Here is a 12,489-nt window from a genome sequence, read left to right on the forward strand (position 1 = left end):
CTTCTATGATGCGGCGCTCAGCACCCGATCGATCTCGGCCATCTGGGCCGTCGTAAGCGGACCGAACTCCATCGCGCCGGCCAGCTCCATCGCCTGCGCTTTCGTCTTGAAGCCCGGAATCGGGACGGTGACCCAGCTTCTGCCCCATATCCAGGCGAGCGCCCCTTGGACGAGCGTGCGCCCGCCTCCGGTCAGAATCTCCCGCACCGCTTCCAACCGTTCCAGGTAGGACGGCAGGACGCGTCCCTCTTTAAAATAAGCTACCCATGCATGTCCTCCACCTCTAACATCGGTAGGCGCAAGACGCGATTCCCGGTCGAACTTGCCGCTCAGCAGCCCCATGGCCAACGGACTGTTGTTGATGCTCGCGAGCCCGTGGCGCTCGCAGACGTCGATCATCCCGGGCTCGTCGCGCAGCACGTTCAGCGGGTGCTGCAGAGCCACGGCCGCCGAATGGCGGGCGAACAAATCCGCATGAGTCGCATCCTCGGTGCTCCACCCGTAAGCGCGGATCCAGCCGTCCCGCCGCAGCTCGTCGAGGGCGTCGATCGCGCCGTGCAGCTCTTCGCGGGACAGGGAACCGACGTGAATTTGATACAGGTCGATGTAGTCCGTTCCGAGTCGCCGGAGCGAGCGCTCGCACGCTTGCCGGATATAGGCGGGGGTTACGTCGTGGCGAACGAACACCTCCTTCGTCCCGGAGTCGTACGTAAAACCGAATTTGGTGGCGATGACGACCTCGTGGCGTCGGCCTTGGATGGCGCGGCCGAGCACTTCCTCGCTGCGGCCGGTGCCGTAGACGTCCGCCGTGTCGAAGAAGTCGATCCCCCGTTCGATCGCGGCCCGGATCGCGTCTTCCGATTCCCGGTCGTCGACCTCTCCCCATCCGTCCGGAATGCCGCCCAGCGTGAACGGCCCTCCGATCGCCCAGCATCCCAGCCCGAGCGGACTGACCTCCAGCGGCCCCAGAGCCATTTTCTTCATTTGCGTTCCTCCTGTTTCCTTGAGCTTGGCCTCATTATAAGGAGGGATCCGGTTGAATAGGAGAGCCAATGGGGCGCTTATTTCGAGGGCCAATTCTGTTGCGTTAATTTTGGGTTCATTCAAACAATCGCAACGCTCCATACCCCTCTTGCCATTTCATTGCTATGCTATATCCATCAGCGGATCGAGAATGTTAGGAGCGTGGGGACGTGAAGTTGAATATCGGCTCGAACATCGCCCAGTTGAGAAAAGCAAAGCAATGGACGCAAGAGCAGCTAGCCAGTGCGGTTGGCGTTTCTGCGGCTGCGGTATCCAAGTGGGAAAGCGGGAGCACTTATCCGGATATCGCCCTTTTGCCGTCGATCGCTTCGAATTTGGAGGTGTCGATCGACAGGCTATTGGATTACAGCGTACCTTCAGATCGATTAGCGGAAATTAGGAGCGCTATTCGCAGATCTGTGCAAAATTCCGACTATGCAGCCGGATTACCCTTGGCGGAAGAGGCAATCAAGCGATATCCGAATGACTTTGATTTGCTTCTTTCATTGGGTCATTTGAAATTGTCCAAAGGAACGGCGGACGAACAGGTTGACGCAAAGAAAGCCATCGAGGAGGCCATTTTCTGCTTTCAAAGAGCTTTACGCGTCCGACCGCCGGACGCTCCTATCGACATCGTATCTATCAAACAACATATGGCATTCGCCTATCAGGCGATGGAAGAACATGACAAAGCGATTTCCATTCTCCATGAAATCAACACGAACCATACGCTAGACCTAGAAATTGCCTTGAATCAGATTCGAGCCGGAAGAAGGCATGTGGCGATGCCGATCCTCCAATATGAACTCTATCGAATGGCGTTTCATCTCCCTATGGTCATCCGACTATTGGGCGAATGCTTTGCGGAAGATCATCGTCGGTCTTATGCCGCGGATCTTCAAGTGCTGCACGCCGAATTTCTTGATCACTTTACGCATGAAACTCCTCATTATTTTGATCTGTTATGCGCGATAAGCTGCTTGGATGTTGCGAAATATCAAAAAGACGAAAACGACTTTGACGGCATGTGGAGAAGCATGAAAAAAAGCGTAAACCTTGCGATCCGTTTTGACCGTAACCCTTCCTATGAAATAAAGTCCATCAAATATATGGAAGGTCTGAAAGGATGGGTTGCGAACAATTCAGCCGAGAACGCCTGCCATCAAATACGGAGTCGTCTCCAATCCGACTTTGCCGAATTCGAACAAGATAAGCGGTATCAAGATTACATGCAACAGCTGAAGGTTGAAGCGCGAAATAAACGCGAGTCGGGTATTTGGCAGTAGACGAACCTTTGACTAAACGCATTATCGTTGTCTTCTCCGCCCGGATTCCCTATAATTACGGATAATCATGCAGGGACAGGAAGGTGCTCGGTACGGATGGAAAAGTATGCGCGCGTGTTTCGGGGAACGGCTTTTACGAGCCGTTCTCCCCATGAGGTGGACATGCTGGAGGACCACCTCTTTTGCGTCGGCGCCGACGGTATGATCGAACGGGTCGTCGGACCAAACGACTCGGAATACGAGGCGATTTTGCAAGCTTACCAAGGAACGGAACTCTACCACGCCTTGTCCGCGGGGCAATATTTGCTGCCGGGACTCGTCGATTTGCACGTTCATGCGCCGCAGTGGGCGCAGTCCGGTACGGCGCTGGACATTCCGCTGTACGATTGGCTGAACACCTACACGTTCCCGCTCGAATCGCGGTTCGCCGACTTGACGTTCGCGACCCAAGTCTATGAAGACGTGGTCGGCACCCTGCTCGCCAACGGAACGACGACCGCGCTCTATTTCGCGACGGTGCACCGCGAAGCCAGCCTGCGTCTGGCGGAAATCTGCGCGGCCAAGGGGCAGCGCGGCCTCATCGGCAAGGTCGTCATGGACGATCCGGCGCAGAATCCCGACTACTACCGCGACGTCGACACGGCGACGGCGCTGGCGGACACCGAGCGTTTCATTCAGGAGGTGCGGGCGCTTTCGGAAACGACCAAACAAGGCGTTTACCCCGTCGTCACCCCTCGCTTCATCCCGAGCTGCACCGACCAAGCGTTACAGGGGCTTGGAGAGTTAGCTGCCAAGTACGACACGCACGTCCAGTCCCACTGCAGCGAGAGCGACTGGGCGCACGGCTACGTCCGGGATCGCTTCGGCAAACACGATGCCTTCGCCCTGCATGACTTCGGCCTCCTCGGGAACAAGTCGGTCATGGCGCACTGCAACTTCCTGGACGAGAACGATGCCGAGCTCTTCGCCCGAACGGGGACGGCGGTCAGCCACTGCCCCGTCTCCAACGCCTATTTCGCCAACAGCGTCATCCCGATCGCCCGCTGGCGGGACAAAGGCGTCGATATCGGCCTCGGCTCCGATTTGTCCGGCGGCTTCTCCCCCAGCCTGTTCGACAATGCCCGGCAAGCCGTCATCTCCTCCCGCATGCTGGAGGACGGCGTGGATCCCTCCCTCCCCGCCGACGAGCGGGGCGTGCCGAACTCGCGCATCACGATCGACGAAGCCTTCTATCTCGCGACGGCGGGCGGCGGCGAGTGCTTGAGCTTGCCGATCGGGCGTTTGGCGGAGCGATACGCCTGGGACGCGCTCATCGTCGACGTCGCCGTGCCGGGCGCAAAGCTTCCTCTCTATCAAACGGATGAGCCGCTGCACGATATGTTCCAGAAGATCATGTACCTGGTCCGTCCGGAGCACATCCGCGAAGTCTGGGTGCAAGGGGAAAAGGTTCACAGCCGCGGATAAAAAGGGATGGACTCGGCAGGACGCAGCCGTCATGCAATTGCAAGAAAACGATAAGGACCTCCTCTTCCGCTCGATACGGAGAGGAGGTCCTTTTGGGGATGCAGGATCTATTGGACGCACCTGAAGCGACATGTACGGTAAATCCTTCCACTCATTCCCCCTCATCCGCCTCAGAATCGCCATGTGCAGAAAATTATACCGCCCATTGCCACTCGATCCTCGCTTGCGGCACGATGTACGGTAAATCCTTCCACTCATTCCCCCTCATCCGCCTCAGCATCGCCATGTGCAGAAAATTATACCGCTCATCGCCCCTCGATTCTCGCTTGCGGCACGATGTGCGGTAAATCCTTCCACTCATTCCCCCTCATCCGCCTCAGAATCGCCATGTGCAGAATATTTTACCGCTCATCGCCCCTCGATTCTCGCTTGCGGCACGATGTGCGATCTACCGTTCTCCCTGCTTCGGGTTTACAGGTTCGCGCCCCGAATCGCGCAGCGCTGCCCGGCTCTCTATCCGGCCAAGAAGGTGGCGAAAAGGACGGAATGACGCGGGAGATCCACGCGCCACACACGCACGCACACGGTGATCCGCGTTCCTATTTACGCCGAACGAACGCCTACCGCATGCTGCCGTGGTGGGCTGAGTACCTAACCGCACCGAATGACTACCGACCGCATGCCGCCGTAGTGGTCTGCACTCCTTGTCGCACCGAACTCCCCCGCCCCGCCGTCGCGTTTCGTTTCGACGCGCAGCGCGAAGGCGATTGTATTCGATTTTTCGCATACCTAAGCCCTTTTTCCGGCTCAAAAGCAGGATTCTGTTCGATATTTCGAATACAAATCGCCATTCCCCCCTTTTGGCAGCGAATCTATTCGATTTTTCGAATACACGAACTCTCGCCCGGGGGCGATTCTTGACAAACAAACCGCCCCGCCAAAAAGGGCGGGCTGGCCACGACACTGTACGATTACTCGATACACGAACCCTCGCGCTCGAGGACAATCCTACATAACAAACCGGCCCGTCGAAAAGGCGGGCCGGCAGCGTTCGTCGACCCTGATTCGGATCGCATACGATCAGGACCGGGGTTACGCTTCAATCCCAGCTTTTACGCTTCGTTTTGCAACATTTACGTTTCGTTCCCGGCTTCTTCGCTGCGGTCGGTCGCGAGCGGCGGGTCGATCGAGAGGGCCGTGATTTCGCGGCGCTCTTCCGCGGTCAGATCGAGTTCCGCCGCAGCGAGCGACGGCTCGAGCTGCTCGAGGCTGCGGGCGCCGATAATCGGAGCCGTGATTGCCGGGTGGCTTTTCGCCCACGCGACCGCGAGAGTCACGGGATGTACGTCCCGCTCGCGCGCGAACGCGGCGAACCGGTCCGCGATGGCGTAATACTGCTCGTTCTCGTAGCGCTTCGTATAGTTGGCCTGTTCGACGAGCCGCCCCGCCTCTGGCCGCTTGCCGATGCCGTACTTGCCGGTCAGCAGACCGCCACCCAGCGGGCTGTAACTGATGACGCCGAGCTTTTCGGACGCGGCGAGCGGCAAAATCTCCACCTCGGCCTGCCGCTTGACGAGGTTGTACATCGGCTGAATCAGAGCGAAGGAGGCAAGACTCTCCCTCGCCGAGATGCCCAGCGCCTTGGCGATCTGCCAGGCCGCCCAGTTGCTGACGGCGGGATACAAAATTTTGCCTTGACGCCGCAGATCGTCCAACGCGCGCACCGTCTCTTCGATCGCCGTGAGCGAGTCGAAGCGGTGGACGAAGTAGAACTCGATGCGATCCGTGCGTAGGCGCTTCAGGCTTTGCTCAACCGACAGCTGCAGATGACGGCGCGAGGCGCCGCGTGCGTTCGCGTCGGCGCCGAACGGGAAGCCGGCCTTGGAGGTCAGAACCAGCTCGTCCCGTTTGCCCGCGATCAGCTCGCCCAATATCTCCTCCGACACGCCGGCGCTGTAAACGTTCGCGGTGTCGAAAAAGTTGATTCCCTTCTCCAGACAGCGGTTGAACAGCTGCTTGGACGTCTCCCGATCGGCGTTGCCGCCGAAGGACATCGTCCCGAAGATTAGCTCCGATACCTGAATGCCCGTATTTCCGACCGTCTTCATCTTCATCGTTGATGTTTCCCTCCTTCAGTTCGTCATCGGGCTGCTCGCCGAGGCCGCTCCGCCATCATCGAGCCGCGCACGTGGCCGACGCCATCATAGCGCGGGCGGCTCAGGCGCGCGATTCCTTGCGGTGCCGCGCCGCCGGATGATCGTCCGGCAGCAGGCGCCGGCCGCTCCCGAACAGCTTTTCCCGCAGCGTTCCCTGCTCGTAATCCGGCTTGTGGAGACCGCGGCGCTGCAGCGCGGGAACGACGAGTTCGACGAATTCTCGCAGGCTGCCGGGCGTAACGAGATGCGCGAGATTGAATCCGTCGAGTCCCGTATCCTCGATCAGTTCCTGCATACCGTCTACGATAGACTCCGGCGTTCCGACTTGCAAGCCCCCTTGCCGTCCGTCCAGCGAACCGATGCGATCCATCACCTCGCGAACCGAGAGCTTGCCCGGCGCATGCTTGGTATATTGCGCGGCCCGGGATTGGCCGTGATCCGTCGCCCGGTACTCCAGCACCGAATCCGGATCGTAGGCGGACAAGTCGTAGCCGCTGGAGCCGCCAAACTGCGCGAGCGCGGCCTCGCGGCTCCATAGGCCGGCGTATTCCCGCAGCTTATCCTGCGCCTCCTTTTCCGTTTCGCCGACGATAACATTTAATCCCGTTAACATTTTAATGCCTAAAGGATCCCGTCCGAGCCGTTCCGCCCGCTCCCGGATGTCCCGTATGTTCGCCTTGAGCGACGCCTTGGAGCTGCCGCCGACGAATACGCACTCCGCGTGCTTCGCGGCGAATGCACGCCCGCTCTCCGAGCTGCCGGCTTGGTAGATGACCGGCGTGCGCTGCCGGGACGGCTCGCTGAGATGCGGACCCGGCACCCGAAAGTACGTTCCCTCGTGGTCGATCCGGTGCACCTTCGACGGTTCGGCGTAGACGCCGCGATCGGCGTCGCGAACGACCGCCCCTTCCTCCCAGCTGCCTTCCCACAGCTTGTAGACGACGTCGAGAAATTCGTCCGCCAGCGCATAGCGGTCGTCGTGCTTGATCATTTCGTCCAGGCCGTGGTTCAGCGCCGCGTTCGGCAGGTAGGAAGTGACCACGTTCCACGCGATTCGTCCCCCGGTGAGATGATCCAGCGTCGAGAACCGCCTGGCATGGGCGTACGGATGCTCATAGGTCGTCGTGACCGTCACCGCGAACGACAGGTGCTCGGTCACCGCCGCCATCGCCGGCACGATGAGCGCCGGATCGTTCAACGGCACCTGCACGGCGTCCCGCAGCGCGGGCGCGCGGCTCTGTCTGTATACGTCGTAAATGCCGACGACATCGGCAAGGAACAGCGCGTCGAATTTGCCGCGTTCCAACAGTCGCGCCATTTCCGCCCAGTAATCCAGATCGGTGTAGCGGTGGCGCTCGTTGCCGGGATGCTTCCACAGCCCGTGGGAATTGTGCATCGCGCTGTTCATGTCGAACGCGTTCAGGATGATTCGTGTGCCCATCTTCCGCCTCCTTCCCCGCGCGCGACCGCGCATCAGAGCGTTAGATTTGATACGTGTGGTAAACGCCGTTCAAAAACCATTTGCCGACGTGATGCAGCTTCAACCGGGCGGGATCGTGCAGCGTGTGGATGCGAATGTTCCGCCAATGCCGATCGTAGTTGTGCTTGCGATCCATCGACGACGTACCGGCGACCTCGAACAGGGCGTTCGCGATTTCGAGCGACGTCTCCGTCGCGAGCCACTTGGCCGAGTCCACCGTCAAGGCGGCCCGCCCGGCCGTCTCCTCGTCCAGATCCGCGCGGGCGTCGTCGATCGCGTCGGCGGCGCGGTCCAGCAGCGCTTCCGCCGCTTGCAGCCGAATGCCGAGCTCCCCGAACCGACGGATCAGATCCGGCTCTTCCGACGCCCGCTCCCATCCGCTGCCGTACGGAGGGCGCGCGAACTCCCGCACGTAATGCGCCGCATCCGCCAAGGCGGCCTGCGCGATGCCCAGATCGACCGCCGCGTGCATGATTTGGCCGAACGCCGTAAAGTACTGGGGACCTTCGAATATCCGCCAGTGCGGCAGCACGTGGCGCTCCGGCACGCGAACGTCCCGCAGCACGACGCCGCCGCTCGCCGTCGTTCGCTGGCCGATGCCCGACCAGTCGTCGAGCACGGTGACGCCCGGTGCGTGACGGGGGACGAAGGCGGTCATCCGCCGTCCCTCTTCGTCCAGGGCGGTGACGGGAATCCAATGGGCATATAGCGCTCCCGTCGCGTAGTACTTGCTGCCGTTCAGCGCGAACGCGTCTTCGCCCGCGCGGCGCAGCGTCGTCCCCACCTTGCGGGGGCCGGGCCCTCCGCCACGCTCGGCTAGCGCGTTGCCGAACTGCGCGCCTTTCAGCACTTCATGGAAGAAGAATCGCTTCTGCTCCTCGGAGGCGACCAGCTCGATCGTCTTGACGAAGAAATGATGGTTCTGCGGGATCTGGCCGATCGCGCCGTCCGCGCGGGAGATGGTCTTGAATATCTCGACGAGCGTGCGCGTACGGACGTCCGGACCGCCGTACGCCTTCGGCACGACGAGGCCGAGCAGGCCGAGCTCGGCAAGGCGCTGCATCTCCCGCAGCGGCAGCCGGCGCTTGCGGTCCCGCTCGGAGGCGCCCGGCGCGATCTCCGCGGCGAAGGCGCGCGCCGCCTCGAGCGCCTCCTCGTCTCCCGCCAGCACGCGGGCGGGAGGGCGGTCCGTGAAGAAGGCGCGCGGCAGATCGGACGCCGCGTACGCCGTGACCGCTTCGCCTTGGGGCGGCTCGATGCCGCCGTCCGCGATCAGCGCGAGCGCCGCCGGCACGACCGTAAGGTCCGCGGCTTGCGCCAAGTTGAAGTCCCGCTTCAGCGCCCCGGCGGCCTCCAGTACCTCCTTCTGCCGCGCGAGCAGTCCCCACTTCTCGTCCGTGATCGCGAAGCCGTATTCCCGATGCAGCCGAGCGGAATAAATCGCTTCGACTGCGTCTTCGGGCAGGCCGAGCTGTCGGGCGGCCAGCCGGTTCGCCTCCTCCCGGTTGTCGGACGCCCAGCTCGCGGCCGCGGCGGCATGCGCGACGATGCGAGCGACGTCATCAGGGCGCCGCCGCAGCCATTCGCCCGATACCGTCAGCACGGACGACACGGGCGCGAACGCCTCGTACGCCTCCAGCTCGCGCAGGCCGAGCAGCCTCAGCGTCTGCGCCGGGAACGCGCCTCCGGCATGGACGGCGTCCGCCTCGCCCCGGAGCAGCGCGCGAAGCAGCAGCCGGCCCGCCGCGATCGTCCCGGCTTGCCCCGCAACCGCGCGCAGCGCCGCCCATTCGATCGCCTCCTTCGCGACGCCGGCATCCGCTAGCGCTTGCCCCAGCCGGCCGTGCGCCTCCCGCCGACCGATCTCGTCCGACGGATGTCCGGTTTCGATATAGCCGAGCCTCGCCGACCGCAGGTCAGCAAGCGCGTGGATCCGCGACTCCTCGGGCACGAGAATCGTCTCCCTGCGATGCTGCAGCGCAAGCCCGACGATGCGGATGTCTTGGCCCGCATCCAGACGCTCCAGCGCCCGGTCGGGCCGCTCGAACCGGATCGCGGCATCGTCCGCTGTCCCGTCCGCCAGCCGGAGCCCGCCGCCTTCGGCTTCCGGGATCGCACCGATACCCTTCCGCCGCAGATCGAGCGGCAGCTCTCCGAGCTCGCGCGCCAACCCGATCGCATCCGGCGCGTCCGTCCCCCATGACGCCTTCGGGAGCGCTTCTTTTCGGATCGCCAAGAGCTCTCTCCTCCTTTAAGTAAGTGTCGGTTGACGCCGGTACGCCGCTCCCGGATGATCGCTCGGGAGCCGGCGCACGCCGCGTCCGAACAGCCGCTCGCGCAGCGTGTCCTCTTCGTAGGCTTCGCGGAACAAGCCTCTGCGCTGCAGCTCCGGAACGACCAGCTCGACGAAGTCCCGCAGCGTATCGGGAGACACGAGCTGCGTCACGTTAAAGCCGTCGATTCCCGTCTCTTCGATCCAATATTGCAGCTTGTCGGCCACCTCCTCGGGCGTCCCGACCGCGAACAGTCCCCGCGCCCCCAGCGTGCCTAGCGTCTCGACGACCTCCCGGACTTTTTTCGGCGCCGGGCTTTGCTTCGTAAACTGCGCGGCGGCCGTCTGTCCATGGTCCGTCTGCCGGTACGCGAACACCTCTTCGGGATCGTAGGCGGACAGATCGTATCCGCTCGAACCGCCGTAGTGGGCGAGCACGCCTTCGAGGCTGTACAGCTGACGGTAACGGTCGAGCTTGCGCTCCGCCTCTTCCCGCGTGCGGCCGACGATGGCGGTCAGCCCGGCCATCAGCTTGAGATGATTCGGATCGCGGCCGTAGGCCGCCGCTTGCCGCCGGATGTCGCGGGCATACTGTCGGAGCGACTCGACGGTGCCGCCGCCGAGAAAGACCGCCTCCGCATGCTTCGCCGCGAACGCTCTGCCGCGCTCGGACGTGCCCGCCTGGTAGATGACCGGCGTCCGCTGCGCGGATGGCTCGCTGAGATGGGGACCCGGCACCTTGAAGTAACGGCCTTCGTGGCGGATCAGATGCACCTTGTCCGGATCCACGTAGACGCCGCGCGCCGCGTCCCGCACGACCGCGCCGTCCTCCCAGCTCCCTTCCCACAGCTTGTAGCTCACGTCCAGGTACTCCTGCGCGATCTCGTACCGCTCGTCGTGCCGGATCATCCGGTCCAATCCGAAATTGCGCGCCGCGCTCGGCAAATACGAGGTGACGACGTTCCAGGCGATCCGGCCTTTGGTCAAATGATCCAGCGTCGACATCCGCCTCGCATGGGCGAACGGCTTTTCGTACGTCGTGGAGAACGTCACCGCGAACCCGAGATGCCGGGTCGCCTGGGCCATCGGAGGCACGACGAGGAGCGGATCGTTGCAGGGAATTTGCACCGCCTCGCGGACGGCCGTCTCTTCGCTTTGTTTGTAAACGTCGTATACGCCGACGACGTCCGCCAGGAACAGCGCGTCGAACTTGCCGGCTTCGAGCAGCTGCGCCAGCTCCGTCCAGTAGCGGATATCCGTGTAGCGGTGCCGCTGGTTGCCCGGATGCCGCCACAAGCCGTGCGCGATATGGCCGACGCCATTCATCTCGAAGGCGTTAAGGTGTATTTTTTTCGGCAAGGGTCTCCCTCCTTTATAGCCGTTTATCCAGCTTGCGAACGACGAAATTCCCCGTGAACTGGAACAGCTGCACGAACAGCACCATGATGACGATGGTCACGAACATAACGTCGGTTTGATAGCGATAGTAGCCGTACCGGATGGCGAAGTCGCCGATGCCGCCTCCGCCGACGAGTCCCGCGACCGTCGAGTAAGACAAGAAGCTGACCGTGACGATCGTGACGGCGTTGGCGATGCCCGAGCGGGCTTCGGTGTACAGCACCTTCCACACGATCTGCAGCTTGTTCGCTCCCATCGACTCGGCCGCTTCGACAACGCCTCGGTTGACGTCGAGCAGCACCTGTTCGATGAAGCGCGCGAAGTACGGCACCGCGTTGATGATCATCGGAACGGTCGCCGCCGTCGTCCCGAGCGCCGTACCGACGACGAGCCGGGTAAACGGAATGATCGCGATCATGAGGATCAAAAACGGAAACGACCGGACGAGATTGACGACGCCGTTAAGCAGCACATAGAACTTCGGCCACTTGAGAAACGAATCCGGACGGGTCAGAAACAGCAGCGTGCCGAGCGGCGTGCCGATGGCGACGGCGATCGGGATCGTCAGAACGAGCATGTAGAACGTCTCGCCGAGCGACTTCAGCAGTTCGGGCCAAGCGTAGATCACATTGTCAAGCATACCGTGCCTCCGTTTCCCGCCCCGTCTCCAGCGCGATCTCGTTTTTGAACAGAAACTGGGCGATCGGCGATTGCGGGACGATGTTTTTCTCGTGCAGATCGAAGCGCTCCACGACCCGCCCGTGCTCCATCACCGCGACTTTGTTGCAAATCGCTTGGACGACGTTCATCTCGTGCGTGACGATGACGATCGTGATGCCGAGCTCCCGGTTGATGTCCTTGAGCGCGGCCAGGATGCTGCCGGTCGTCTGCGGGTCGACCGAGGAGGTCGGCTCGTCGCACAGCAATATCTTCGGCTCGTTCGCGAGCGCGCGGGCGATGGCGACGCGCTGCTTTTGCCCGCCGCTCAGCTTGGCCGGATACGCCTTGGCTTTGTCGGATAGCCCGACCATCTCCAGGCAGCGCTCGATGCGCGGACGCCGCTCCGCCTTGGGCACCTTGGCGATTTCGAGCGGAAAGCTGACGTTGTCGTAGACGTTCAGGTTATTCAGCAGATTGAAATGCTGGAAGATCATGCCGATCGAGAGCCGCCTGCGACGCAGCTCGCGCAGGTTCAGCCTCGTCAGCTCTTCTCCGTCCACCGCCACCGTCCCGGCGTCCGGCCGCTCGAGCAGGTTGATCGTCCGCAGCAGCGTCGATTTGCCCGCTCCGCTGAAGCCGATCAGCCCGTAAATATCGCCTTCGCCGATTTGCAGAGAGACGTCGGAGACCGCCTGCAGCGGTCCGCTCTCCGTCGCGAACGTCTTGGTGATGTTGCGCAAGTCGATCATC

Annotated in this window: 9 protein-coding genes; 2 read left to right on the forward strand and 7 right to left on the reverse strand. The window is 62.2% G+C overall.

All coding sequences use genetic code 11. The annotated features are described in order from the left end of the window. Positions 1-3: 3 nt before the first annotated feature. Positions 4-984 (reverse strand): aldo/keto reductase, encoded by a 981-nt coding sequence (locus LKX83_RS00130; RefSeq protein WP_227879670.1) that lies wholly within the window; start codon positions 982-984, stop codon positions 4-6. Between the two features lie 209 nt (positions 985-1,193). Here LKX83_RS00130 and LKX83_RS00135 point away from each other — a divergent pair, with 209 nt between their 5' ends. After that, positions 1,194-2,309, forward strand: coding sequence for a helix-turn-helix domain-containing protein (locus tag LKX83_RS00135; protein WP_227879672.1), 1,116 nt, complete (start codon positions 1,194-1,196; stop codon positions 2,307-2,309). 96 nt (positions 2,310-2,405) lie between these two features. Further along, on the forward strand, positions 2,406-3,773 hold the full coding sequence (guaD, locus tag LKX83_RS00140; RefSeq protein WP_227879673.1) for a guanine deaminase: 1,368 nt from the start codon (positions 2,406-2,408) through the stop codon (positions 3,771-3,773). Positions 3,774-4,906: 1,133 nt separating this feature from the next. On the opposite strand, the gene LKX83_RS00145 is transcribed toward guaD, so the two are convergent. The 6 genes from LKX83_RS00145 to LKX83_RS00170 all read right to left on the reverse strand — a co-directional run bounded on the left by LKX83_RS00145 (position 4,907) and on the right by LKX83_RS00170 (position 12,488). Then, positions 4,907-5,887, reverse strand: a complete 981-nt coding sequence (locus LKX83_RS00145) for an aldo/keto reductase (protein ID WP_227879676.1) — start codon at positions 5,885-5,887, stop codon at positions 4,907-4,909. A 103-nt stretch (positions 5,888-5,990) separates the two neighbouring features. Beyond that, a complete protein-coding gene (locus LKX83_RS00150) occupies positions 5,991-7,370 on the reverse strand; it encodes an LLM class flavin-dependent oxidoreductase (RefSeq protein WP_227879679.1) in 1,380 nt (459 codons plus the stop codon). Between the two features lie 40 nt (positions 7,371-7,410). After that, positions 7,411-9,645 carry an SfnB family sulfur acquisition oxidoreductase gene (locus LKX83_RS00155; protein ID WP_227879681.1) on the reverse strand — a complete coding sequence of 745 codons (2,235 nt, stop codon included), beginning with the start codon at positions 9,643-9,645 and terminating at the stop codon, positions 7,411-7,413. 15 nt (positions 9,646-9,660) lie between these two features. After that, positions 9,661-11,040, reverse strand: a complete 1,380-nt coding sequence (locus LKX83_RS00160) for an LLM class flavin-dependent oxidoreductase (RefSeq protein ID WP_227879683.1) — start codon at positions 11,038-11,040, stop codon at positions 9,661-9,663. A 13-nt stretch (positions 11,041-11,053) separates the two neighbouring features. Continuing rightward, positions 11,054-11,719, reverse strand: coding sequence for a methionine ABC transporter permease (locus tag LKX83_RS00165; RefSeq protein WP_227879685.1), 666 nt, complete (start codon positions 11,717-11,719; stop codon positions 11,054-11,056). Continuing rightward, entirely contained in the window at positions 11,712-12,488 is a 777-nt protein-coding gene (locus tag LKX83_RS00170; RefSeq protein ID WP_227879687.1) for a methionine ABC transporter ATP-binding protein, read from the reverse strand. Before LKX83_RS00170 ends, LKX83_RS00165 begins: the two co-directional genes overlap by 8 nt. Position 12,489 lies beyond the last annotated feature (1 nt).

The sequence above is a fragment of the Cohnella baijiui genome, assembly GCF_020731285.1.
GTDB lineage: Bacteria > Bacillota > Bacilli > Paenibacillales > Paenibacillaceae > Cohnella.

What these genes read in the sequence shown, in the direction of transcription:
- LKX83_RS00145 (WP_227879676.1), bottom strand. Translation starts at nt 5,887, where the DNA reads ATGAAGATGAAGACGGTCGGAAATACGGGCATTCAGGTATCGGAGCTA.
- LKX83_RS00150 (WP_227879679.1), bottom strand. Translation starts at nt 7,370, where the DNA reads ATGGGCACACGAATCATCCTGAACGCGTTCGACATGAACAGCGCGATG.
- LKX83_RS00165 (WP_227879685.1), bottom strand. Translation starts at nt 11,719, where the DNA reads ATGCTTGACAATGTGATCTACGCTTGGCCCGAACTGCTGAAGTCGCTC.
- LKX83_RS00170 (WP_227879687.1), bottom strand. Translation starts at nt 12,488, where the DNA reads ATGATCGACTTGCGCAACATCACCAAGACGTTCGCGACGGAGAGCGGA.
- guaD (WP_227879673.1), top strand. Translation starts at nt 2,406, where the DNA reads ATGGAAAAGTATGCGCGCGTGTTTCGGGGAACGGCTTTTACGAGCCGT.
- LKX83_RS00130 (WP_227879670.1), bottom strand. Translation starts at nt 984, where the DNA reads ATGAAGAAAATGGCTCTGGGGCCGCTGGAGGTCAGTCCGCTCGGGCTG.